The 23,384-nt window shown below is 57.8% G+C and carries 25 protein-coding genes, 2 tRNA genes and 2 pseudogenes; 8 read left to right on the forward strand and 21 right to left on the reverse strand.

The window, feature by feature from the left end; genetic code table 11:
- Positions 1 to 10 precede the first annotated feature (10 nt).
- From AB4N91_RS10795 to AB4N91_RS10805, 3 genes and pseudogenes are all read right to left on the reverse strand, one after another.
- Positions 11 to 2,209 carry an LTA synthase family protein gene (locus AB4N91_RS10795; RefSeq protein WP_460112426.1) on the reverse strand — a complete coding sequence of 733 codons (2,199 nt, stop codon included), beginning with the start codon at positions 2,207 to 2,209 and terminating at the stop codon, positions 11 to 13.
- A 327-nt stretch (positions 2,210 to 2,536) separates the two neighbouring features.
- Positions 2,537 to 2,771 (reverse strand): annotated as a pseudogene (locus tag AB4N91_RS10800) (methyl-accepting chemotaxis protein); the annotation flags it as partial.
- A gap of 128 nt (positions 2,772 to 2,899) precedes the next feature.
- A complete protein-coding gene (locus AB4N91_RS10805) occupies positions 2,900 to 4,495 on the reverse strand; it encodes a lactate dehydrogenase (protein WP_460112427.1) in 1,596 nt (531 codons plus the stop codon).
- A gap of 413 nt (positions 4,496 to 4,908) precedes the next feature.
- Here AB4N91_RS10805 and AB4N91_RS10810 point away from each other — a divergent pair.
- Together AB4N91_RS10810 and AB4N91_RS10815 are read left to right on the forward strand one after the other, a co-directional pair.
- Positions 4,909 to 4,982, forward strand: a tRNA-Cys gene (locus tag AB4N91_RS10810).
- Between the two features lie 162 nt (positions 4,983 to 5,144).
- Positions 5,145 to 5,231 (forward strand) — tRNA-Leu (locus AB4N91_RS10815).
- 86 nt (positions 5,232 to 5,317) lie between these two features.
- On the opposite strand, the gene AB4N91_RS10820 is transcribed toward AB4N91_RS10815, so the two are convergent.
- A complete protein-coding gene (locus AB4N91_RS10820) occupies positions 5,318 to 6,154 on the reverse strand; it encodes an NmrA family NAD(P)-binding protein (protein WP_460112657.1) in 837 nt (278 codons plus the stop codon).
- Positions 6,155 to 6,309: 155 nt separating this feature from the next.
- Here AB4N91_RS10820 and AB4N91_RS10825 point away from each other — a divergent pair, with 155 nt between their 5' ends.
- Positions 6,310 to 7,029, forward strand: coding sequence for a TetR/AcrR family transcriptional regulator (locus AB4N91_RS10825; protein WP_460112429.1), 720 nt, complete (start codon positions 6,310 to 6,312; stop codon positions 7,027 to 7,029).
- A 107-nt stretch (positions 7,030 to 7,136) separates the two neighbouring features.
- Here AB4N91_RS10825 and AB4N91_RS10830 read toward each other — a convergent pair whose 3' ends face one another.
- The 8 genes from AB4N91_RS10830 to AB4N91_RS10865 all read right to left on the reverse strand — a co-directional run bounded on the left by AB4N91_RS10830 (position 7,137) and on the right by AB4N91_RS10865 (position 13,226).
- Entirely contained in the window at positions 7,137 to 7,421 is a 285-nt protein-coding gene (locus AB4N91_RS10830; protein WP_010460748.1) for a hypothetical protein, read from the reverse strand.
- Positions 7,422 to 7,725: 304 nt separating this feature from the next.
- Complete coding sequence (locus AB4N91_RS10835) at positions 7,726 to 7,956, reverse strand: hypothetical protein (protein WP_010460746.1); 231 nt, start codon at positions 7,954 to 7,956, stop codon at positions 7,726 to 7,728.
- A 115-nt stretch (positions 7,957 to 8,071) separates the two neighbouring features.
- Positions 8,072 to 8,293: a hypothetical protein gene (locus tag AB4N91_RS10840; RefSeq protein ID WP_083376626.1), complete on the reverse strand. Its 222-nt coding sequence runs from the start codon at positions 8,291 to 8,293 to the stop codon at positions 8,072 to 8,074.
- 72 nt (positions 8,294 to 8,365) lie between these two features.
- Entirely contained in the window at positions 8,366 to 9,406 is a 1,041-nt protein-coding gene (locus tag AB4N91_RS10845; RefSeq protein WP_460112430.1) for a DNA topoisomerase IB, read from the reverse strand.
- Between the two features lie 78 nt (positions 9,407 to 9,484).
- Positions 9,485 to 10,564: a molybdenum ABC transporter ATP-binding protein gene (gene modC / locus AB4N91_RS10850; RefSeq protein ID WP_010460742.1), complete on the reverse strand. Its 1,080-nt coding sequence runs from the start codon at positions 10,562 to 10,564 to the stop codon at positions 9,485 to 9,487.
- A gap of 3 nt (positions 10,565 to 10,567) precedes the next feature.
- Entirely contained in the window at positions 10,568 to 11,248 is a 681-nt protein-coding gene (gene modB / locus AB4N91_RS10855; protein ID WP_077747734.1) for a molybdate ABC transporter permease subunit, read from the reverse strand.
- Entirely contained in the window at positions 11,249 to 12,016 is a 768-nt protein-coding gene (modA, locus tag AB4N91_RS10860; protein WP_262382741.1) for a molybdate ABC transporter substrate-binding protein, read from the reverse strand. It abuts the gene before it with no gap.
- Positions 12,017 to 12,161: 145 nt separating this feature from the next.
- Positions 12,162 to 13,226 carry an NAD(P)H-dependent flavin oxidoreductase gene (locus AB4N91_RS10865; RefSeq protein ID WP_460112431.1) on the reverse strand — a complete coding sequence of 355 codons (1,065 nt, stop codon included), beginning with the start codon at positions 13,224 to 13,226 and terminating at the stop codon, positions 12,162 to 12,164.
- Positions 13,227 to 13,463: 237 nt separating this feature from the next.
- Here AB4N91_RS10865 and acuI point away from each other — a divergent pair, with 237 nt between their 5' ends.
- On the forward strand, positions 13,464 to 14,447 hold the full coding sequence (gene acuI / locus AB4N91_RS10870; protein WP_169857677.1) for an acrylyl-CoA reductase (NADPH): 984 nt from the start codon (positions 13,464 to 13,466) through the stop codon (positions 14,445 to 14,447).
- Here acuI and ada read toward each other — a convergent pair whose 3' ends face one another.
- The 6 genes from ada to AB4N91_RS10900 all read right to left on the reverse strand — a co-directional run bounded on the left by ada (position 14,448) and on the right by AB4N91_RS10900 (position 18,123).
- A complete protein-coding gene (gene ada / locus AB4N91_RS10875; protein WP_083376632.1) occupies positions 14,448 to 15,512 on the reverse strand; it encodes a bifunctional DNA-binding transcriptional regulator/O6-methylguanine-DNA methyltransferase Ada in 1,065 nt (354 codons plus the stop codon). It lies immediately after the preceding gene.
- An 87-nt stretch (positions 15,513 to 15,599) separates the two neighbouring features.
- A complete protein-coding gene (gene alkB / locus AB4N91_RS10880) occupies positions 15,600 to 16,280 on the reverse strand; it encodes a DNA oxidative demethylase AlkB (RefSeq protein WP_077747738.1) in 681 nt (226 codons plus the stop codon).
- Complete coding sequence (locus AB4N91_RS10885) at positions 16,270 to 16,974, reverse strand: 2OG-Fe(II) oxygenase (protein WP_077747739.1); 705 nt, start codon at positions 16,972 to 16,974, stop codon at positions 16,270 to 16,272. The genes alkB and AB4N91_RS10885 overlap by 11 nt, the downstream gene beginning before the upstream one ends.
- Complete coding sequence (locus tag AB4N91_RS10890) at positions 16,971 to 17,477, reverse strand: methylated-DNA--[protein]-cysteine S-methyltransferase (protein WP_077747740.1); 507 nt, start codon at positions 17,475 to 17,477, stop codon at positions 16,971 to 16,973. The genes AB4N91_RS10885 and AB4N91_RS10890 overlap by 4 nt, the downstream gene beginning before the upstream one ends.
- Before the next feature lie 137 nt (positions 17,478 to 17,614).
- Positions 17,615 to 17,791: a hypothetical protein gene (locus tag AB4N91_RS10895; protein ID WP_010460725.1), complete on the reverse strand. Its 177-nt coding sequence runs from the start codon at positions 17,789 to 17,791 to the stop codon at positions 17,615 to 17,617.
- 29 nt (positions 17,792 to 17,820) lie between these two features.
- Complete coding sequence (locus tag AB4N91_RS10900; RefSeq protein ID WP_007946189.1) at positions 17,821 to 18,123, reverse strand: DUF1883 domain-containing protein; 303 nt, start codon at positions 18,121 to 18,123, stop codon at positions 17,821 to 17,823.
- A 212-nt stretch (positions 18,124 to 18,335) separates the two neighbouring features.
- Between AB4N91_RS10900 and AB4N91_RS10905 the strand changes: the two genes are divergently transcribed.
- Together AB4N91_RS10905 and AB4N91_RS10910 are read left to right on the forward strand one after the other, a co-directional pair.
- The gene (locus tag AB4N91_RS10905) at positions 18,336 to 18,692 is read left to right on the forward strand and encodes a hypothetical protein (protein ID WP_083376633.1); all 357 of its coding nucleotides are present in this window, start codon (positions 18,336 to 18,338) and stop codon (positions 18,690 to 18,692) included.
- Positions 18,693 to 18,764: 72 nt separating this feature from the next.
- Positions 18,765 to 18,995, forward strand: coding sequence for a hypothetical protein (locus AB4N91_RS10910; RefSeq protein ID WP_010460721.1), 231 nt, complete (start codon positions 18,765 to 18,767; stop codon positions 18,993 to 18,995).
- An 11-nt stretch (positions 18,996 to 19,006) separates the two neighbouring features.
- Here AB4N91_RS10910 and AB4N91_RS10915 read toward each other — a convergent pair whose 3' ends face one another.
- Both AB4N91_RS10915 and AB4N91_RS10920 read right to left on the reverse strand, forming a co-directional pair.
- Positions 19,007 to 19,288 carry a hypothetical protein gene (locus AB4N91_RS10915; protein ID WP_169857679.1) on the reverse strand — a complete coding sequence of 94 codons (282 nt, stop codon included), beginning with the start codon at positions 19,286 to 19,288 and terminating at the stop codon, positions 19,007 to 19,009.
- Between the two features lie 139 nt (positions 19,289 to 19,427).
- Positions 19,428 to 19,614, reverse strand: a pseudogene (locus AB4N91_RS10920) (hypothetical protein).
- A gap of 258 nt (positions 19,615 to 19,872) precedes the next feature.
- On the opposite strand from AB4N91_RS10920, the gene galU reads away from it, so the two are divergent.
- Positions 19,873 to 20,712 (forward strand): UTP--glucose-1-phosphate uridylyltransferase GalU, encoded by an 840-nt coding sequence (galU, locus tag AB4N91_RS10925; protein ID WP_010460715.1) that lies wholly within the window; start codon positions 19,873 to 19,875, stop codon positions 20,710 to 20,712.
- A 132-nt stretch (positions 20,713 to 20,844) separates the two neighbouring features.
- The gene (gene gorA / locus AB4N91_RS10930) at positions 20,845 to 22,203 is read left to right on the forward strand and encodes a glutathione-disulfide reductase (protein WP_460112433.1); all 1,359 of its coding nucleotides are present in this window, start codon (positions 20,845 to 20,847) and stop codon (positions 22,201 to 22,203) included.
- Here gorA and AB4N91_RS10935 read toward each other — a convergent pair.
- Entirely contained in the window at positions 22,200 to 23,219 is a 1,020-nt protein-coding gene (locus AB4N91_RS10935) for a DNA-binding protein (RefSeq protein WP_083376634.1), read from the reverse strand. The genes gorA and AB4N91_RS10935 overlap by 4 nt on opposite strands.
- Between the last annotated feature and the right edge of the window lie 165 nt (positions 23,220 to 23,384).

The raw sequence follows: 23,384 nt of genomic DNA on the forward strand, positions 1-23,384 counted from the left end.
TCGGTCGCGACTAGCCCTCTGCCTTGTCGATATTCGTGGGTAGGTCGTCCTGCCCCGGTAACTCAGTAATTACACTGAAGTCACTCACCTCAACGGCCCCCAACCCGTAGCCCAGCAAGTGAAAAGAGAACGCCTTGCGCGGCTGCGGATTGTCGAAACTGAAGTGCATCTCCAATGGCTGATCCGCAGTGACAATCATTTCTGCGGGGAGGCCCAACGGGACATCCTGTTCCCGCTCCTTGGCCTTGAGCAGAATGTAGGCATCCTGTTGTGGATCTACCGAGCGCACGGTCAGACGCACGCGAGTGAGTGAGCCCTTTGGCATTTCCAGGTACTGCGCACCAATGAGGTTATCGGCCCAGTCATCCTTGATCGCTGTCTGAAGAGGGATGATGGCGGAACTGCCGAACTGGTAGTGCTGGTTCAAGGGTGTGCGCAGCAGCGAATGATCCAGCGCCGTCGCTCTGGCTGCGATTTGGCGGGCGCGCTTGCGTCCGTACTGACCAGTCAAGGTCGCATGTTCCGCGATGAAGCCTGGGCTGGCGTAATTCCGGCAGCGCTGTTGAAAGTCACACTCGGTCAAGGTGCCCTGACCATTGTGATAGCGCAACTTGTCGTTGGTGTACGACATGATTTCGCGGCCCGTTTCATAGTCGCGAAACAGCGAGCGACCGCTCAAGGCTGGGGGGAAGGGCAAGGCGAAATAGTCGAGTATCGAGGCACTCAGATCGACATGCCCGTAAACCCCGGACTTCACCTTGGGCAACTGATCCTGCTCGGGCGCGAGCATTAGATTGAAGCCCCAAGAGGACGCCAGGCGCACTCCATCGATACCGTGGGATTCATCCGAGGTGATCACCACCAGGGTGTCTTTCAAGACTCCCTGACGTTCCAGGCCGTTGAGGAATTGCCCAAGCGCATCATCCAGATACCCGACGGCGGCCTGCTTGGGTGTGTCGTAGCGCTCCAGGTAGTCTTCAGGAGCCGAATAGGGCTGGTGGGTGCCAACGGTCAGTAGCGTCAGCATCCACGGTTTTTTCTGTTTTTTCAGCTGGCCAACGTACTCAAGGGCTCCTTCGAAGAAGGCCTTGTCGTCCTTGCCCCAAGGGAATTCCAGGTAGTTGCTGTTGGTGAACCATTCCAATCCATGAGTGGCATCGAAACCGATGTGCGGCATGATCTTGTCTTTTGCCATGAAACGCAGGCCCGCACCCTGGAGATAGTGCGTGGCGAATCCGTTCTGGTGTAACTGGGCTGGCAGACACGCTTGATTGCGTTCGCTCTGGGTCAACATTTCCACACCCTTCGGCGTGCCGTTGTCCAGTTTGTCGTAATCGCCACACAGCATTGCATACAGACCGCGAATGGTTTGGTGGCTGTGAAGGACGTAGTCCGGCGTATTCATGCCGCGCTCTGCCCATCGACTGAGATTGGGCATGAGATTTTCCTGATAGCTGCTGTGCAAGGCTTCGCGATTAACACCCACGTAGGCGCCGGGAATACCTTCCAGTGCGATGATCAACACATTCCGCGCCCGCCCGGGAGCGGCGAGCAGTTTCTGTCCTTCCAGATCGAGTTGGGTGAGTCCCGCCATTTGTGGAGGGACATCGACAACATCACCTGCCAACCATTCTTCAGCACTTGACTGAACGTCTCCAACGCTCGCGGACAGTAACTGATGCGGGAGGTTGAACAAGCGCCAAGGGTCTTCGTCGGTGGGGTAGAGGTGCTGGGCGCCCCAGTGGCCGATCAACAGCAGCAACGGTGCTGCCCACACGCTACGTGGTAAGGCCGGAATAGGTTTGGAGCGGCCCATCCACTGCGTGATCAACCAGATCGCCAGTCCAAAGCACAGAGTGGCTGCCAGCCATGGCTGGGCGAAACCACCGCCGGCAGAGTTTTCCAGAAATTGAGGGTCAATCAAGTACTGCAGGTCTGTGGCGTTTGGAAACCTCCCGACCGCGCTGACGAGTTCAGCAGTCGCCAACGTCATAATTCCCCAAACCAGCAACACCGGCAGCGCTAACCACCAGGGACGACGATGCAGGGTGACGATGAGAAGACTGGCAATTCCCAGATCTGAAAGGTAGCCGAGTGGACTCGACCAACCCAGTGCCGCACGCAGGCATAGAGGCAAGATCAGGACCAATCCGATCAGCGCGACGAGGCGCGCATAGGGTTGTCGTAACCAGTGACGGATAACGTTCACAAAAAGACCTTCCAGACATTAAAGCTTCATACAAGTGTGCTGAATGGTATCAAGCGATGGCATGACTGGTCGGGACATTCGAAATAGGGGGAGGGGTACTGAAACGGTGGGTAGCCTGGATAATGGCCTGCCGGCTAAAGGCTTCAGCTCTTAACCCCCGTTCCAGAGCCCTGCATGAAGGGTGTTAATGCCGGTTGATGGTCGTGAACATTAACTGTTTCAGGCTGTTTAACGTGTTCCGTCCGATTGCGGGCGGACGTGCGCACGGCCACAATGCCGGGTGACGAGAACGTTGTAATTCGCCACACTTTTGGCATTTTTCCGTGGTTAAACTATAAATCGAGTCACCATTCCACTTAGATCAACAGCCAGCCGTGACAACTCATTACTGGCCGCACTGGTTTGATTGGCACCTGCTGCAGACTGAGTCGACCAGATTACGATCAACCTCTCTAGATACTTGTGCCTGCTCCTCCGAAGCGCTTGCAATGACCAGATTTCGCTCGTTGCTCTGAGAAATAGACTCGGTTATCTGTGTTAAAGAATCACCCGCGGCATTTGCCAGGTATTTCTCCGCACCGTCCCGCTCAACAAGTTGGCTCATCGTGCATGCCGTCGGTAATAACAAGGGCAGGTCATAAATCTGCCCCAGACCTGGTATGAGTGACTCTCTCTCGCTCGGTTGACGGGTCAATCCTTGATTTCACTCGGATCGCTGACCAACATTACTTTGTCCTGGATAGCGGCCAAGGTGTATTCGAGAAATGACCTGCCTCGTCCCAGATTCGCCGCCTTATCCTGCTGCAGTGCCTGTTGCAGAACGACGAGAAGATTCTGCGTCTTCGAGGATGAGGCAGGCGTCAAATTGTCTTCTTCCAAATTCCCCTTTACGTATTTGGCAATGCGAGTGGACTGGCTTGCCGAATGGCTGATGGAAGCCTCGACCAACTCACCTTCGGCATAACCGATGCGGCTCGTGCTGCTGGCCTGATCGTTGATCTGGTAGTACAGGTAATTCTGCGATTCCGAGTCCGTCGTCAGTTCCAGCTTTTGCCCGGCATACAGAGGCTTATGGTACTGGGCTGTCAGATGGGATTGCTGATCCTGAACAAGCGTGCGATTGAGCCGATTCGCACCTTTGGATTGCGTGGATTGGGACACGTCATAGCTGAATGAATCAAGTTCGGCAGGCCGCGCAGGATTGCCGTTTACAGTCTTCTCGGTGACCGTCGCACTGAAATCGGCCAGGCCGGTAAGCATGCTGCGGTCGGTGTCTGTCAGGTAGTTCGAGCCTGGGGGCTGCCGCACGGTTGCGGCGAGGCTTTCCGAGTAATTTGTGTGAACGGCCTTAAATGCACTATCGAACATCGACAGCAGGTGTCGGTCGCCGTCGCCTCGGTCGCGCGCCGCTTCTATTTGACGGATGTACCCCTCAAGCGCCTTGGCCTTCTGAGTGCTGTTGCCCAGAATCGCAGCATTTTTCAAGTCCACGGCTATGTTGAGATCGCCCGATGCGCCCTTCATGCTTACCCGGCGCTGGCTTGCATCGGCATGCAGCTCAAGGGTCTGCGTGCTGTCATCGCTGAGCTTGAATCGTGTCACCAGATCGACCGAGGAAAACACCTTGGAGTCGAACTGAATCAAGGTGTCCAGTTTGAGTTGCGGAGGCACCGCAGTGAGCCCTTGAATGGCCGACTCAAATCCGTCTGCCATTGCGCCCAGCGCAGCAAGTTCTTCTTTGCTGAGATCACCACCCTCGACCTGCGCCTGTACCGCCAGCGCATTGTCCTGACTGGAGAGGGTCAGTTGGATAGTTTTGCCACTCGCTGTATTCAGCGTGAGGCTGATGGAGTTATCTGCGATGCCACTATGGAGTTTGGCTTGGGCAGCCGCCAGTTCGCCAGCTTCAAGAGGCCTTCCAGTCGATGAGCGAAGGACTGACTGGGAAATGTTCTTGTTGGTCTCAGCCAGTTGCAAAAGCAGCGATGCGCCCAGATTTTGGAACCGGCCGGCCGTCGACGAACTTCCGAAATTGCCCCTCATGTGCAAGGACACTTTGTCATGCTGCGTGTATTCCCAGGAAAGCGGTGCGTCAAGCTGCGCTATCCCGCCCCGGGAGGTATACGTCAGTGCATCGACGGCTTTGTTATCTTGCAGCAAGGTGACTATCGACGAGGGCGAATCAGTGACGGCTGTTGATTCGATGGGATTGCCGATGGGCACGGTGGCCGCCACTTTAGCGATTGCCAGTGGCTGGGGGGCGGAGATTGAAGATATCAGGGTCACGGCAGCTCCATGCTCATTAAGTTCCTACCTCACTAGTCGGCGGTGATAGTGACAACTTGAGGTCCGATCCCGGAGGTACTACCGGAAAACGACAGCCTTGCAGGGATCAGATACCAAGCCAGTCACCTTATGATCAGTCTCTTGTTGCCTGGCTGTAGAATCGTGCATCAATGCCCGGGCGATCAGAGGGAAGGGCACAAACACCCGGGGGCCAACAAAACTTGCTGCCAGAATTTTTTTGAAATCAAGGGGTTGCCAGCCTCAGGAAATGAGTACATAATTCACGCCATCGAAAGCACAGACGGCTGAAAAAGCTCAATGTTTTCAAGGAGATAGAGCGTGAATCATAAGCTCGTTTCCTGTTCCAGGTTTGTACACATTTGATGTTGCGCTACATGACATCAAATGTTTGAGGCCGAGTAGCAAAATGGTTATGCAGTGGATTGCAAATCCACCTACGCCGGTTCGATTCCGACCTCGGCCTCCACTATAAACAAGCTCCGTAGATCTATGATTTACGGAGCTTTTTTATTTGCGCAACCTTGCAAGATTTTGTCTTGAAAAGGGGATCTGCGAACTTGCTTCACCGGGGCGGGATGTATATATTTCGTCCTCTGTTGCACAAGCCAGACAGCTTCACCGCGCTACCGCCCGAATGGCGAAACTGGTAGACGCATGGGACTTAAAATCCCCCGCTCGTAAGGGCGTGCCGGTTCGATTCCGGCTTCGGGCACCATACATATCAAAGGCCTGCATGAGGAAACTCATGCAGGCCTTTGTCGTTTCTGCTCCGCAATTCTTGATAGATGATCCTCGTCAACCTCAAACCTGGTTCTGCCAGATTTTTGTAGCAGCGGTGCGCCGAACATAATCGCTGAAGTCGCGCGCGGGCCGGCCAAGTGCGCGCTGAACGCCATTGGCTAACGGCGTGTTGCGACCGTCGAGCACCGTGGTGAAGAGATAAAGCACCAGGTCAATCAACGGCGCAGGAAGTTGTGCCTGCTCCAGTGCCTGACGATATGCATCCGGCGGTACGGCGACGAAACTGATCTCGCGCCCGGTCCCTTGAGCAATCTCCTCGACCGCTTGGGTAAAAGTCAGTGCCCGTGGCCCGGTCAATTCATAGAGTTGGCGTGAATGCCCCGGTTGGGTCAGTGCCTGGACTGCAATTTCGGCAATGTCCTCCACATCGACGAAGGGCTCCGCGATATTGCCGACGGGAAGGGCCAGTTCTCCTTCAAGAATGGGCTCCAGAAAATGCGCCTCGCTGAAGTTCTGGAAGAACCAGCTGGCCCGCAGGATCGTCCAGTCGACACCGCTGTTTTGAATGACGCGTTCGGCTTGTTCCGCTTCAACCTCGCCACGTCCGGACAGCAGAACCAATTTGCCGACGCCACGTTTGACGGCCAGGTTGGTAAACGCCTGGATAGTATCGAGGGCACCCGGAATGGCGAGGTCCGGTTGATAGGAAATGTAAACAGCGTGAACGCCATCAAGCGCCGCATCCCAGGTCCGTCGATTTTCCCAGTCAAAGGGAGGATTCGCGCCGCGAGAACCCAAGCGCACAGGCAATCCTGCGGCCTGGAGATGCTGGGTGATCCTGCGCCCTGTTTTACCGGTAGCACCGAGAACGAGGAGGGTGTCCTGAGTGGTTTTCATCGCGTTCGTCTCCATCGGGTTAATGTGAGGAATGCTCACGTTAAGAAGATGATAAACGCTCATGTTCTACCGTCAACCCATGTTAAGGAGGAAACCGACATACGGATGCAACCACTTGGGGGCGTTCGCGGGTGGTGCTAAGGTGAGTGCTTGTCATGTTATTGATCGGAATCTCGCCAGTGCCAAAGAAAGCCGCCACCGGGCTCGAGCAACCTGCTGCAGAGCCGACCCGCCGCAATCCCACGCAACAACGCAGTCGCGAGCGGCAGGAGCGAATCCTGGCGGTGGCGACGCAACTGATCGCAACCAAGGGCAGCGACCAGGTAAAAATGAGCGAAATTGCCGAATGCTCGGAGATCTCGATCGGATCGCTTTATCAGTACTTCCCTGACAAGAGCTCGGTCATTCGCACCCTGGCCGAGCGCTATAACGCGGCAAGCCGTCGTTGTATCGAAGAGGCGCTGGTGACGGTGCAAGATGCGCAAGGGTTGGCGGATGCCTATTCGGACCTGCTGGATCAGTATTACGAGATCGTTCAGGCCGAACCTGCGATGCGTGATATTTGGTCAGGCATGCAGGCAGACAAGCAGTTGCTGGCGTTGGAGCTGGAGGAGAGTCGTGTGGCGGGCGGCTTGCTGGCCGATGCGATGCTGCGGGTGTTTCCAGGCAGCGATGCGCAGCGGGTTGCTGATTCTGCCTTTCTGATCTGGCAGCTAGGTGAAGCGACTATGCGACTGGCCATTTCTTGTGCGCCCGAAGAGGGCCGGCGGTTGTTTGAAGCCTTCAAGCGCATGTCGCTCGCTGAAATCATGGAGGCGGCGAACCTGAACACGTGCGACTCATCAACAGACCTGTCAGGGCCAATCCCCCGGTGAGAGCGAGCCGGCTCGCGATGGTTGAAGGTCAGTCACATCAATGTTGAATGTGCTGCCCTCATCGCGAGCAGGTTCTCTCCCGCATGAGATCTTTCCTGGCGCAGTTTTTAAACGAAAGGCTGGCCGGTAAAACCGCGGGGTAACCTTTGCAGTCCGGCCATGGCGGTCAACCGTTGTACCCAGGCGGCGCGCCAGTCATTGGCGGTGTGAGTGACTTTGGCCTTACGCGCAGCACGGCGTGCTGCGTTACGTTCGGCTTTGCGCGCGTCTTTGAACGCGTCGGTGTTGCGGCAGCTTCTGCACTTTACGCGGGTCAATTCGCTGGTTGATGTGAGATTGCTGCCTTTGTGACCGCAGGCCAGATGCCCGCTGACTTTGAAGTGAGTGACCATGGGACGTCTCCTTCGTGACGTGTGACTGTTTGACCTCCAGCTAATGAAGACGTTCGTTGGCTGCCCAGCGGGCAAAAAAATGGCCTGCATGCGGGCAGGCCAAGGGGTTCATCAAAGGAGTGAACCCATTGTAGGGTGTGTGTTGTGAACGTTACGTGAAAAGAAGTCACAAAAAATCCCGGCGTCAGGCCAGGTAGGGTGTGGAGAAAAAGATAATCAGACAGGCACGGACGCGCTGACGATGAAGTCGCCGTTCACACGTCCTGGATCAGGCCCTGTTCTTGAATCGCGCGCCCAGATCGAATCATCTGAACCGCGGAAGAGGCGGGTCGACAGGTTTTAACGAAGACAGGGTGTTTCGAATCAGTGGCGCGTCTTTTTCAATGTCGTTCAGGCGGTCACGAATTCTGAGGGCTGTCGGATGCCCTCCTTGATGATCTACCCAATCGGCAATCTCCTTGCACGCAGCGGCAAGTCGAGCCTGGCGGGAGTCGAGCAGGGTAAGCAGGGTGGTGATGGACTCTTTTTCGGACATGGCAAACACCTCCGTTCAAGAAACCTGACAAATAGCAGCAAAAAGCCCGCTGGGTGCGAGCTTTCTGCCGATGGGGTCGCTGGTCCTTCAGCTGATTTCAGTATAGACCCGGACTTCAGGCTTGTCGGGCCGTCACTTGTGATCTGGTATTGAGCTGCCGGCATTCACGTTGGGCATCTTCTTCAAGATCGAAGCCGTCACCGATAAAGCCACGGGTGCGGGTATCTTCAATGCGATACCAGACGGCGGCGTCGGGTGGCGGGTGGCCGGCTTCTCCGGCCCGGCGGCCATGAATGATGATCTTGTTGCAACGCTTCACAACGAAAATGTCTTCCATGGCGTCACCGCAGCTGATTCATGTCCACATCAACTATAGAAGTTCTTTGCGATCGTGCAAAAAATGGATGGGTCATTTTGTCGATTCTGCCTCAGCGATCATTTTCTCCAGATACATGGCGAGCCCGACTTCTTCTGCCCTGAGACCTTTACGCAGTCTCGGCCGCGGCAGTTGGGCCAAGGCGCCGAGCATAAAACCTTCGAGCACCGCCGGGTGGATGTAGCACTTGCGGCACACGGCCGGGGTGTTACCGAGTTGCCTGGCAACGTTCTTGACCATCTCGACCACATGCCGTTTCGCGTCCGACTCAGGCTCCCACTGCAACTCACGCAGCACCGACAACGCCAGGACGCTCCCGGCCCATGTTCGATAATCCTTGGCCGTGAAGTCGGCGCCGGTGAGGGTTTGCAGGTAAGCATTGACATCTGAGGAGCTGACGGTGTGTCGCTCGCCATTTTCGTCCAGGTATTGGAAAAGGTCTTGCCCGGGAATCTCCAGGCAGCGCTTGATAATTCGCGCCAGGCGTCGGTCTTTCACGGTGATCTGATGCTCCACACCACTCTTGCCGCGAAACTGGAACAGGATCGCGCTGCCGTTGACCTCGACGTGACGGCTGCGCAGGGTGGTCAGGCCATAGGAGCGATTTTCCCGGGCGTATTGCGTGTTGCCGACCCGGATCAGCGTCGCATCGAGCAAGGTAATCACGGTGGCCATGACTTTATCTCGGCTGAAACCCGGAGCGTCCAGCAGCGTTTCAAGCTGTTTGCGCAGCTTCGGCAGTGCCAGGCCAAAGTCCCTCAGGCGTGAGTATTTATCGGCATCGCGCACTTCGCGCCAACGCGCGTGATAACGGTATTGCTTGCGACCGCGAGCGTCACGGCCGGTGGCTTGCAAATGACCACGTGGGTCGGCGCAGATCCACACATTGGTATAGGCCGGCGGCACGGCAAGGGCGTTGAGGCGCCTGATTTCGTCGGGATCGGTAATGCGCTGGCCCGAAGGATCGAAGTAGCAGAATTTGCCGCGCAAGAGTTTGCGGGTGATTCCAGGCTGCGTGTCGTCGACATAGTGCAGGTCGGGTGGCAGCGCATCGGGCAGCGCGGTATCGGGCATGGCAAAAAGTCCTTGGCGACGAAGTCAGGGGGCCTGTACAGCCATTGACCGCGTCCATTCGCCGTGGTGCCGACGAATTTACGCCAGCACGGCCACCGCTTTGATCTGCGCCCAGAGTTGCTGGCCGGGGTGCACGCCCAGTTGGTCCCGGGAGTAGCGGGTGATGCGTGCCAGCAGCGGTGTGCCGGCCGCATTCAGGCGGATCAGCACGTGGGCGGCGTTATCGGCGCCGATTTCGCTGATCACCGTCACCGGCAAGCGATTGAGGATGCTGCTGTGCTCGACGCCTTGCAGGCTCAGGCTGACATCCCGCGCCTGGACCTTGCAACGTAGCGCCTGGCCTTGGGTCATCGGAGCGTGCGCCACGCGAATGCTCAGGTCGGTATCGGGCAGCTGCAGCGTCAGCAACTGATAGTGCGGGTCATAGGCGCTGACATGGCCTTCAATCACCACGCCCGCATCGTCGCCCAGCGCCAGGGGCAAATCGAGACGCGCCAGGGTTTCGCCGATTGGTCCGCTGGCCAGCGCTTTGCCGTCGCTGAGCAGGACGATGTGGTCGGCCAGTCGGGCGACCTCATCCTGTGAATGGCTGACGTACAGCACCGGGATATCGAGTTCATCGTGCAGGCGTTGCAGATAAGGCAGGATTTCGTTTTTGCGCTGGCTATCCAGCGCCGCCAGCGGTTCGTCCATCAGCAACAGTTTGGGGCTGGTGAGCAGCGCGCGGGCGATGCCGATTCGTTGCCGTTCGCCTCCGGACAGGTGCTGCGGATGGCGGTCCAGCAGATGACCAATGCCCAACAGTTCAGTGGCATGCGCCATGTCAACCCGGCGTTGCTGCTTGGGGATGCGCTTCAGCCCGAACTCCAGATTGGCCAGCACCGAAAGGTGAGGAAACAGGCTGGCCTCCTGAAAAACATACCCAAGCGCACGTTTATGCGGCGGTACGAAAATCTTCTTGTCACTGTCCTGCCAGACTTCATCGTTGACCTGAATAAAGCCCTGTTCGGCCTGCTCCAGACCGGCGATACAGCGCAGGCACGTGGTCTTGCCTGACCCGGAATGGCCGTAAAGTGCCGTTACTCCGCGGCCGGGCAATTGCAGATCCACCTCCAGGGCGAATCCTGAATAAGTCAGTTTAAGGCGCATATGAATCATCGATCAGCTCCAGCCCGCTTTGGTTTTACGGCTGGAATAGAGCGCCAGCAATACGGCAAAGGAGAACACCAGCATTGCCCCGGCGAGCCAATGGGCCTGGGCATATTCCATGGCTTCAACGTGATCGTAGATCTGCACCGAGACCACGCGGGTCTTGTCGGGAATGTTGCCGCCGATCATCAGCACCACGCCGAACTCGCCGACAGTGTGGGCGAAACCGAGAATGGCCGCGGTGATGAAGCCGGGGCGAGCCAGCGGCAGAATCACGCTGAAAAAGGTGTCCCATGGATTGGCGCGCAAGGTGGCGGCCACTTCCAGCGGGCGGGTGCCAATGGCGGAAAAGGCGTTTTGCAGCGGCTGGACCACGAACGGCATCGAGTACAGCACCGAACCGATCACCAGTCCCGCAAAACTGAATGTGAGCGTGCCGAGCCCCAGTGACTGGGTGAATTGGCCGACAAAACCGTTAGGGCCGAGCGCCAACAACAAATAAAAGCCAATCACCGTGGGCGGCAGGACCAGGGGCAGGGCGACAATTGCCCCGACCGGGCCGCGCAACCACGAGCGGGTGCGCGACAGCCATAACGCAATCGGAGTGCCGATGATCAACAGGATAACCGTCGTCAGGGACGCCAGTTTCAGGGTCAGCCAGATGGCGGAAAAGTCGGCACTCGTCAGCGTCATTTAGAGTTGGTAACCGTAGGACTTGATAATGGCGGCGGCTTTCGGCCCCTTGAGGTAGTCAGCCAGTGCCTTGGCGGCCGGGTTGTCCTTGCCCTTGTTGAGGATCACCGCGTCTTGTTTGATCGGGTCGTGCATGTCGGCCGGGACGATCCAGGCCGAACCGCCGGTGACTTTGCCGTCTTTGTAGATCTGCGACAAGGCCACGAAGCCGAGTTCAGCGTTGCCGGTGGAAACGAACTGATAGGCCTGGGTGATGTTCTGGCCTTCAACGAGCTTGTCTTTGACCTTGTCGGTCAGGCCCAGTTTGGCGAGCACCTGAGTGGCGGCAAGGCCATAAGGCGCGGCTTTCGGGTTGGCGATGGAAAGGTGCTTGTATTCGTTCCTTTTCAACACATCGCCCTTGGCATCGACGTAATCCTCCTTGGCTGACCACAGTGCCAGCGTGCCTACGGCGTAGGTGAAGCGCGAACCCTTGACGGTGTCGCCTTCAGCTTCGAGTTTTTGCGGGGTGGTGTCGTCGGCAGAGAGGAACACTTCGAACGGCGCGCCATTCTTGATCTGGGCGTAGAACTGACCGGTTGCACCAACGGAGGTGACCAGTTTATGCCCGGTGTCTTTTTCGAAATCGGCGGCGATGGCCTGGATCGGCGCGGTGAAGTTGGCGGCGACGGCCACCTGGACTTCGCCTGCCTGAGCGGAGCCGAACGCGAAGACGGCGAGCAGGCTTGCGAGGCAGGCCGGGGCAAAACGTGAGGCACGCATGGGCATGAAACGGCTCCGTGATAGGCGAATGCAACGAGGGGACGAAACGCTATATATCGAAATATATAGCGTAATGCCCGCAAACGGAATGTGTTGGAGCCGAATCTGTGAAGTTGCGTGATCCTGGAGCAGCAGGCTACAGCAGCGTGCTTCAGCGACGGAGCAACTTGGCCAAACCTTCCTCCGCCAAACGCCGAGTCAGCTCTGCCGTACTCACTTCAACGCCCAACGTGAATGCCTGCCCAGCCCAGAGATTGCTGAAATCCGCTTCGCCCTTGGCCCGCAACGGCATCAACGCACCACCGGCCAACGGGAAGGCCGGGGCTTTATCGCTCATGGGGCCGAGTTCGCGCATCACCCGATTGAGGATTCCTCGTGCTGGGCGGCCGGTGAAAAGATTGGTCACCGCCGTCTCGCTTTCCTTGGCCGTGCGCAGCGCCTTGTGGTGAGACGCGCTGACCTTGGCCTCCGGCGTGAACAGGTAAGCCGTCCCCACCTGCACCGCCGAAGCGCCCAGCAGAAAAGCTGCCGCCACCCCCCGCGCATCACCGATCCCACCCGCTGCAATCACCGGCACTTTCACCGCATCGACGACCTGAGGCACGAGGGCGAATGTGCCGACCTGACTGCTCAAGTCATCGCTGAGGAACATTCCCCGATGTCCGCCTGCCTCGTAGCCCATGGCGATGATCGCGTCGCAGCCATGTTGTTCCAGCCAGACGGCTTCTTCGACGGTGGTCGCCGAGGAAAGAATTTTCGCCCCGGTGGCTTTTACCCGATCCAGCAGTGATTGTTCCGGCAGGCCGAAGTGAAAACTCACGACTTCGGGACGGAATTCTTCGAGCACTTCGCAGGCGGCGTTATCGAACGGCGCGCGATTGGATACCGGTGTGGGGACCTCGAAATCGACGCCCAGTTCCCGATAATACGGTTCCAGCAGGTTTTTCCATTCCCGAGCCCGTTGCTCATCGGCAGCCGGGGTCTGATGGCAAAAATAGTTGATATTGAACGGACGCTGGCTCTGTTGGCGGATCGTCTTCAGCTCTTCGCGCAACTGCTCGATGCTCAGCATCGCCGCGGGCATCGAGCCCAGGCCGCCAGCGTTACTCGCGGCGATAACCATGGCCGAGCCGGTAGCGCCGGCCATAGGAGCCTGGATGATCGGCAGTTCGATGCCGAGCAGGTCAAGAATACGGGTGTCTGGCCATTGGCTCATTTCAATGATTCTCCGGCGGATAGAACCGGTTTTTTACCAGCAATGGTTGATGCAGAGCCAGTCGACTTTTGTATCCGGGACGTTTTCCGTTATTCAAGGGCCTTAAAAAAAGGCGTAACCGCACGTCATGGTAGCGCTCGGTGCATCGTAGGTTTGGCTAAAGTCTTGTACGGCGAGATGTTTCTTTGTGGTATTTCAATGCCCCCACAACCGGATCGATTGCATTGAGAGGCAATGATGTTCAAAGGTATTTTGATCGACAAAGACGACAGCGGTTACCGGGCCACACTGCAAGAGATCAATGACGATCAACTGCCCGAGGGCGATGTGACGGTGCGGGTCGCGTACAGCACCTTGAACTTCAAGGATGGCCTGGCGATCACCGGCAGCAGCCCGGTGGTCAGGAAATTCCCCATGGTGCCGGGGATCGACCTGGCCGGTACGGTCGAAGTCAGCGAGCATCCGGACTACAAGGTCGGTGACCAGGTCTTGCTCAATGGCTGGGGCGTAGGCGAAGGGCATTGGGGCGGGCTCGCACAAAAAGCGCGCCTCAAGGGTGACTGGCTGATCCCACTGCCCAAGGAATTCACCGCGGCTCAAGCCATGGCAATCGGCACGGCCGGTTACACGGCGATGCTGTGCATCCTGGCGCTGGAACATAATGGTGTCACGCCTGAGCAGGGCGAAGTCCTGGTCACCGGGGCCAACGGCGGCGTAGGCAGTTTCGCCATCGCGCTGCTGAGCAAGCTTGGCTATAAAGTCGTAGCGTCCACGGGCCGCACCGCCGAGCACGATTACCTCAAGCAACTGGGCGCCAGCGAGATCATTGATCGCGCCATCCTGTCCTTGCCGGGCAAGCCGCTGGCCAAGGAACGCTGGGCGGCGGTGATCGACTCGGTCGGCAGCCACACGCTGGCCAACGCCTGCGCCAGCACCAAGGCCAATGGCACGGTCGCCGCCTGTGGTCTTGCACAAGGCATGGATTTCCCGGCCTCCGTCGCGCCGTTCATTTTGCGTGGCGTGACGTTGGCCGGGATCAACAGCGTGACCCAGCCCAAAGCCAAGCGGATGGAAGCCTGGAATCGGCTGGCCAAGGATCTGGACTTCGCGTTGCTGCCACTGATCAGCCATGAAATCGGCTTGAGCGAAGCTATCGACGCCGCACCGCGCTTGCTCGCCGGACAATTGCGCGGGCGAGTGGTGGTCGATGTGAATCGGTGATTACACGGTTTCGCGTTCCAGCAACTGACGCTTGCGCTCGACACCCCAGCGATAGCCCGAGAGGTTGCCGTCGCTGCGTACCACGCGGTGGCACGGGATCGCCACTGCAATACTGTTCGCGCCGCAGGCCTGAGCCACGGCGCGCACGGCTTTGGGCGCGCCGATACGCTGAGCGATATCGGCGTAGCTGGCGGTGCTGCCTGCAGGAATCTCCCGCAGCGCCTGCCAGACCCGCTCTTGAAAAGCGGTGCCGCGCACGTCCAGCGGCAAATCCAGGCCAATTGCCGGGGCTTCGATAAAACCGACAACCTTGGCAATCAACTGCTCGAACGCGTGATCGGCGCCAATCAGATTCGCACGCCGAAACTTGTCCTGCAGGTCGCAAACCAGTTGATGCGGATCATCCCCCAGCAGGATCGCGCAAACACCGCGTTCACTTTGCGCCACCAGAATGGCCCCCAGGGAACACTGGCCAACGGCAAAACGAATGTCGTTGTTCTGGCCCGCCGCGCGGTAATCCCCCGGCTTCATGCCCAGCAGTTTATCGGCCGATTCATAGAAGCGGCTGTTGGAGTTGAAACCGGCGTCATACAGGGCGTCGGTGACTGAGCCGCCGTCGGCCAGGCGTTCGCGCACTTTGCGGGAACGATGGGCGGTTGCGTACCCCTTGGGTGTCAGCCCGGTCACGGCTTTGAATACGCGGTGGAAATGGAAGCTGCTCAGGCCTGCTGCCTGCGCCAGCTCATTTAACGCAGGCGGATTTTCGGCGGATTCGATGTGGCGGCAGGCGACAGCGACGGTTGCTGCGTGTTGTGCGGCTACATCGCTTTGATCCTTCGTGGCCCGTTTGCTGGGACGATAGCCCGCCGCCAGGGCTTGTTCTGCCGTGTCGAAAAATTCGACATTCTGCGGTTTCGGCAAGCGTGCCAGGCTGCTGGGGCGGCAATAGATTCCAGTGGTTTTCACGGCGTAGACAAACTGCCCGTCGGCACCGGGATCCCGTGCAACGACGGCGGCCCAGCGAGGATCGTCCTCGGTGGCAATCCTGGTCGAATGAGTTGTCATGGTTTCATGTCCGTTGACCCGTTTTTTCCGGATTAACAAGCCCCCAGCACCACAGCACTCCGAGTCTTGCGGTTGAATTCTTGGGCTTCATCCGGCGGTTCGAAAGGTGAAGTTGATCCGTTGTTCACCCAGGCGCGGGTGATGGCCGTCCTTGATCGGCAGCACGCCGTGATAACGCAAACGATCGACGCCACCCCAGACCACGATATCGCCATGCAGCAACGGTACACGCTGGCTTTTATCGCTTCGTTCAAACCCGCCGAACAGGAACATTGCCGGCAATCCCAATGACACCGACACGATCGGTGCGGCGTAGGAACCTTCGTTCTTGTCTTGGTGCAATGACATCCTGGCCCCGGGGACATAGCGGTTGATCAGGCAGGAGTCAGGGACAAACCCGGCAAATCCCGCTTCCCGTGCCGCCGCTTGTGCCAGTTCGAAAAACACGTCAGGCATCTCGGGCCAGGGGCGTCCGGTCTGTGGGTCATTGCGCGTATACCGGTAGCCGCTGCGGTCGGTGGTCCAGCCCCAGGTGCCGCAACTGCTCAAGGCCACCGACATGGTAAAGCCGCCGGGGGTGACCATCTGCCGAAACGGAGCGGCCGCCAGAACCGCTTCAAGTGCTGGCAACAATCGATCGAGCCGGGGCAGGGCAAAGCCGCGCAAGACGAAGGACTGTTCACCGATCTGCTCACGTCTGGGCTCCTGCTCGGGTTCGGCATCGGCAAAAAGATCGAAAGTGGTCGGGCTCATGGGGTCATAACGCATCGTGAAAGATGATTCCAAGGGTATGCCGTTTTCCGCTGTGCAGGCGACTCACGCCGTGACGCATGGTCACTCGGTAATAGCCGCGAACGCCTTTGACCGGTCGCTGGCTCACGGCAAAGATCAGACCATCGCCTTTCTTCAGGCGGATCACCTGCGGGCGTGACTGCATCCGCGGGCGTTGTTCGGTTAGCACAAACTCGCCGCCGGTAAAGTCTTCGTCCGGTTCCGACAGAAGAATCGCCACCTGCAGCGGGAACACGTGTTCGCCGTACAGATCCTGGTGCAAACAGTTGTAGTCCTGCGGGCCATATTGCAGCAATAACGGAGTCGGGCGTTCCTGACCGGCGGCATGGCAGCGTTGCAGGAACGCTTCGTGGGTTGCGGGGAAACGGGACGGCAAGTCCATGCATTCATACCAGCGGTTGGCGATCGGCACCAGTCGAGGGTAGAGCGCACTGCGCAAGCGGGCGACTGTGTCCGGCAAGGGGTAGTTGAAATACTTGTACTCGCCACGGCCAAAACCGTGTCGCGCCATGATCACTTGAGAGCGGAAGGGCGCTGACTGGGTATAGAGCGCACTGACGTCATCGCACGCCTGCGCACTCAACAGCGACTTGATGACAGCGCAGCCATCCTGATCGATTTGTTGCCCCAGGGCCGCCCAGTCCAGCGCATCGAAGGTTTGCTCGCTCATCGCTGAGCCTCGCGATCCAGCAACTGCCGTTTGCGCTCCAGTCCCCAGCGATAACCGCCGAGGCTGCCGTCCTGGCGCAGCACCCGATGGCAAGGCACGATAACGGCCACCGGGTTGGCCCCACAGGCATTCGCTACCGCCCGGGAAGCGCTGGGCTGACCCAGGCGCTGGGCGATATCACGGTAGCTGGCGGTTTCACCGACGGGGATTTTCCGCAGGACTTCCCAGACTCGCCGTTGAAATACGCTGCCGCTCAGGTGCAGTGGGAGATCGAGTGCGGTGTGTGGGTTTTCGAGGTGGCGCAGGGTTTGCTCCAAGGCCGGCATCAAACCTTCATCGCGCTGCGGCGGTGGCGGGCCAGGGAAACGCCGCGCCAGATCGCGTTCGAGCGTGATCAAGTCTTCACCGAGCAGCAACGCGCACAGGCCCTCGGCGCTGAACGCCAGCAACAAGACGCCTAGGCTGGAAGTGCCGCTGATGTAGCGAATCGGGGAGGTAGACATGTTCTGACTCCTTAACCAAAGGTCGAGGTGGCCAGTCTAGGGGGCGCCAAGGGAGTGAACACTCCGGCGCTTGCGGTCGAATTCAAGACGGGCGCGGAGCACGACGTCCATGTTGTCGCTCCGGGTGCCGGGTCGCGTTACAGTGCTTTGCTGACGGCAATGTCGCTGATGACGTCGTCGCTCGAACCATGAATGGCGTCCAGCGCAGCTTTGGCTTCTTCTTCAGTGCCTTTTTCGAGCTGGGCAAATTCGAAGCGGCGTTCGCCGTTGAGTTTGTATTTGATGACGTACTTGGTCGTTTGGGCCACGGTCATACCTGCTTTTATTCGTGTGGGAGCGTCACTCAGCTCAGTTTCGTGCTGGAGCGACGGATGATCTTGATCGAGTGCGTCAGGGTCGGTTTGCGGGTCACGCTGATCGGACGGCGGTTGACCGTGTCGATGGTGATGTTCCAGAAACCGGTGCTCGGTGCAGTAATCCGGGCCGGGAAAGTATCGAACGCACCGCCGTGGTAAGTGTGACGGCCGCCGTTCTTGAAGCTGCGGAAGTTGGCGTCGTTCATCAAGCGGATGTTGCATGTTTGGGAGCACTGGATGACGACGATGTCGTCTTCGTTGAGGTGCTCGCGCTGGTGGATAAATTTCATGAGGCGCCTCCAGAAGGGCTTTTTCTACAAAATCAAAACGATAGCATGGGCGATTGGCGCAGTTTATCAGCCCGAACAGGTTATTATCCGGTCGTCGAGGTTCGCTTTGACAATTAAAAACAGTTATTCGGAATTCTATGAGCGATAAACGCAGCGAGCCTCGGAGAAAATCAGCATTTGTGCTGTCGGAGGGTCTTTATCGGAGGTTTTGTATGAAGTGGGGTGTGTTGGCCTTGCCGTTGGCATTGGTGATGAGTGGCTGTGCGAATGTCTCGGAGATTAATGAGACGTTGCCTACCATGAACGTGATCTCAGGCAAAAAGCCCAATGAATACGCGCAATGCCTGGTCGAAAAACTGGCCGACAGTCGTGGCGCCCTGCAACTGGAGTCAACCAAGGACGGGATGCGCGTCATCGTGCCGGCGAAATTTTCATCGGCCCCGGCAGCCGTGTTCGACATCGAAGACCGTTCGGGTGGCAGTGGTATAAAGCTGCATGAGCGTATGTCCAATGTGCCGGTGCGTCCTAAAGACGTGCAGAAAGCCGCCAACGCCTGCATTTCCGGCTGATAGACTAGCCACCGTTCACACCGATGCCGTCAAAGTCATGCTTTGGCGGCATTGTCTTTTCTGGAGTCGAGCATGAAGCGAGAGCAGGTACAGGAACGCCATGCAGAGGGACTGATCTCTGCCACCCACGTCATTCAAAATCCCGCGAACCCGGGGGAATGGATCGTGTTTTTCAAGAAGAGCGCCGGGCGCAGCTATTTTCTGGTGGATGATAACGATGAGGTCGAGTCGTTTGCTCGTCTCGACGATTTGATCGAGACCGTGCGTGGTCTCGGAATCAAATTTGCGGAAATTCACATGTAGGGCAGGGCGCCCTACTTGCAGACCACCACGACACTGCGGTTCTTGAAGTTGCCGACATCGACCCCCAGGGTTTTGTCGCTTTCCTTGGTGGAAGGCGATCCGTCGGTGCCGACGATCCGGTAGCCGGTCCCCGCGCAAGAGGCATCGGCTTTTTCATAGCACGTGGCCCAGGAGTTGGCTTCGCCGGAGCAGTCGATTGCCAGGCCTTGCTCTCCGTTGTTCAGGTACATTTTCTCGGAAGTGGCGCAGCCGGTCAGGGCCAGGATTGCAATCAGGGGCAAAAATTTAGTCATGTCGTTGTCGTCGTCAGGATGATGGGGCTAAGCCTGTGACAGCGCAGGCAGCAAAAGGTTATAGCGAATGGCCACTTGTTTGTACCTGGCCACAAAAAAGCCCTGCTCAATGGCAGGGCTCTGCGAGTGCTGCAGGATATCAGTCCTGACTCTTGCCGCGTCGCTTCGGCGCGGGGGGTGTAGTCGAGCACCGACGCCACTTCAACCGCCATCGCTTCGCTGGGTAACGGCCCGGAAACATCTTCGCCATTGGCGGCGGTAATGTGCCACTGGCCATCTTTTCCTTTGTCGACCGTGTACCCGTTGATGATTTTTGCTACGGTCATCTATCTGTCTCGTTCACTGGTTCAAAGTCGCCATGATACCGGCAAATGCTCGCATTGGGGGACGATAAGCGTATGGTGGTCGAGTTTGTCGGCCTCTTTGAGCTACGCTGATTTGACCGCGTGAAAATGCGGATTGAACTATCCGCGGGAATATTTCTCTATGATGGCATTGGTTAGCCAGCGCGGGGCATTGTAAGGTGCACGCCGCCTGATTAGACTGCGCCGAAACTCGTACACACAGCCCTTTCAAGGACTTATATGATCAAGAAATGCTTGTTCCCAGCAGCCGGTTACGGTACTCGCTTCCTGCCAGCGACTAAAGCCATGCCCAAAGAAATGCTGCCGGTGGTAAACAAGCCACTGATCCAGTACGGCGTCGAAGAAGCACTGGACGCTGGTTTGACTGAAATCTCCATCGTCACCGGTCGTGGCAAACGCGCCCTGGAAGACCACTTCGACATCAGCTACGAGCTGGAAAACCAGATCAAGGGCACCGACAAAGAGAAGTACCTGGTCGGTATCCGCAAGCTGCTCGACAACTGCTCGTTCTCCTATACCCGCCAGACCGAAATGAAAGGCCTGGGCCACGCGATTCTGACCGGTCGCCCACTGATCGGCGACGAACCGTTCGCCGTGGTGCTGGCGGATGACTTGTGCGTCAACCTCGAAGGCGACGGCGTACTGACCCAGATGGTCAAGCTGTACAAGCAGTTCCGCTGCTCGATCGTTGCCATCCAGGAAGTCGACCCGCAAGAAACTCACAAGTACGGCGTGATTGCCGGTGAGATGATCCGCGATGACATCTACCGTGTTCACAGCATGGTCGAGAAGCCAAAGCCTGAAGATGCACCGTCGAACCTGGCGATCATCGGTCGTTACATCCTGACGCCGGATATCTTCGACCTGATCGAACAAACCGAGCCAGGCAAGGGTGGTGAAATCCAGATCACCGACGCCCTGATGAAGCAAGCCCAGAACGGCTGCGTCATGGCTTACAAGTTCAAAGGCAAGCGTTTCGACTGCGGTGGCGCTGAAGGCTACATCGACGCGACCAACTTCTGCTTCGAGAACTTCTACAAGACTGGCAAGGCTTACTGATAGCGCTTGACCTGCTTGTATTGAAAAGCCACCTTCGGGTGGCTTTTTCATTTGCCGCCCCCCGATATCGCTTGCAGCGCTTGCCCAACGGACGTCTGCGGGTATGCTGGTTGCCTGCCGAGGAGATTGAAAATGGCCTACGATTTTGACCTTTATGTAATTGGCGCCGGTTCCGGCGGTGTACGGGCTGCGCGTTTCGCTGCCAGTTTTGGCGCGAAAGTGGCTGTGGCTGAAAGTCGTTACCTGGGTGGTACGTGCGTGAACGTCGGCTGCGTGCCCAAGAAATTGCTGGTCTACGGCGCGCACTTCGCTGAAGACTTCGAGCAGTCTTCGGGCTTTGGCTGGACGTTGGGTGAAGCGAAGTTTGACTGGGCGACGCTGATCGCCAACAAGGATCGCGAGATCAATCGCCTGAATGGCATTTACCGCAACTTGCTGGTCAACAGCGGTGTGACCTTGCATGAAGGCCACGCCAAGATCGTCGACCCGAACACCGTCGAAATCAATGGCGAGCGTCACACCGCTAAAAACATCCTGATTGCGACCGGTGGCTGGCCGCAGATCCCGGAGATTCCGGGGCATGAACACGCGATCAGTTCCAACCAGGCGTTCTTCCTCAAAGAGTTGCCCAAGCGCGTTCTGGTGGTGGGCGGCGGTTACATCGCTGTCGAATTCGCCGGGATCTTCCACGGGCTGGGCGCCGACACTACGTTGTTGTATCGCGGCGAGCTGTTCCTGCGCGGCTTCGACGGTGCGGTACGCAAGCATTTGCAGGAGGAGCTGACCAAGCGCGGCATGAACCTGCAATTCAACGCCGACATCGAGCGCATCGATAAACAGTCCGATGGCAGCCTGAAGGTGACGCTCAAGGATGGTCGCGAGCTGGAAGCGGATTGTGTGTTCTACGCCACCGGTCGCCGGCCGATGCTCGACAACCTCGGGCTGGAAAATACCGGCGTCAAACTCGACAAGAAAGGTTTCATCGCGGTCGATGATCAGTATCAGACTGCGGAGCCGTCGATTCTGGCGCTTGGCGATGTGATCGGCCGTGTCCAGCTGACCCCCGTCGCTTTGGCTGAGGGCATGGCCGTGGCGCGTCGCTTGTTCAAGCCTGAGCAATATCGTCCAGTGGATTACAAGATGATCCCGACCGCCGTGTTCAGCCTGCCAAACATTGGCACTGTCGGCTTGAGCGAGGAAGATGCGCGCGAAGCTGGCCACGAGGTGCAGATTTTCGAAAGCCGTTTCCGGCCGATGAAGCTGACCCTGACCGAGTGCCAGGAGCGCACGCTGATGAAGCTGGTGGTCGATGCCAAGACCGACAAGGTTTTGGGTTGCCACATGGTCGGGCCGGATGCCGGTGAGATCGTTCAGGGCTTGGCGATTGCCTTGAAGGCTGGTGCGACCAAGCGCGATTTCGACGAAACCATCGGCGTGCATCCTACTGCCGCCGAAGAGTTCGTCACCATGCGCACGCCGGTTGCCGGTTAATCGCTCTTTTCACTCTCTGATGCGTCTGGCGCTGTTGCAATGACAGCGGCCAGGCGCAGGCTTTCGTCGAGGCTCGCCTGAGTCTTGAGCAAATCGATTTCCAGCGCTTTGTTTATCTGCGACTGCTCGTCGACGCTTTGCTTGAGCGACTGACTTTCCAACAGCGCGGCACGCAAGCGTTCCTGGAGGAGGGTGCGCTCACTGTCGATGCGGTTGACCTGCTCCAGCAGTTGATCCTGGCGGCTGTGGGTGTGTTTGAGTTGCTCCTGTAGCAGCCCAAGTTCGCGTAGCGTTCCACGGTTCTCAGTGAGCAGGCGCTCGTTGTCGCGGTGCAATTGAGTGATTTCGTCCTGACGCACCAATGCGCTTTGCTGGGCCTGGCGCAATTCCATCTGAATCTGTTGCAACTGGCCTTCGTGGCGGCTCTGTTCCTGCTCGCGCTGTTCCTTGATGGCGTTGCGGTAGTGTTCCAGTGCATCGCGTGCGTGCAGGTGCTTTTCTTCCAGTGAGCGGATCTGCACATCCTTGTCTTGCAAGCGTAAATCGAAATCGGCCAGTGCCTGGTTCAATCCGGCGTTGCGGGTTTGCTCGGTCTGCAGCATGGCGCGGGTTTCGTGCAGCGCTTCGGATTCTTGAGTCAGGGCCAGGCTTTGAATTTCGTATTGCTGGTGCAGTTCAGTGTTGGCTTGCCGGGCTTCAGTCAGCTGGATTTCCAGTTCCTTCCGTTGCTGATCGAATTGCGTGCGTGCCTGATCGATGGGCTCTTGCGCCTGCTCCTTGAGACGCTGCGCCAGACGCGCGACCAAGCCTGCGAGCTCATCATCGATGGGTTCAGAGGGCGTTTCAGCGCGCTCGCTGCCGTCGTCCAGCTCCTTCAAATAGCGGTGAATGGTGGTTTTTGAGCCGGTATTGCCCATCTCGATCCGTACTGCATCGATGCTGGGGTTTTCGCCACGGGCAAGGATTGCCAAACGTGCCGCCTGCACCACCGCTTTGTTTACGCCGCCACGAGCCATTTCTTCTCCTACGATTTCGTACTGTGGTACATGCCACTAAAGTACGCAGTGTACCATCATCAACAAAAAGATAAAAAATGTAAGTTGTTGAGGCGGGATATACTGGTATTACCCCGCGTGATACGCCGTGTTACACGTTTTACTTCACCAAAGCGGTACATTTTC

It is taken from the genome of Pseudomonas sp. H3_D04 (genome assembly GCF_054669175.1).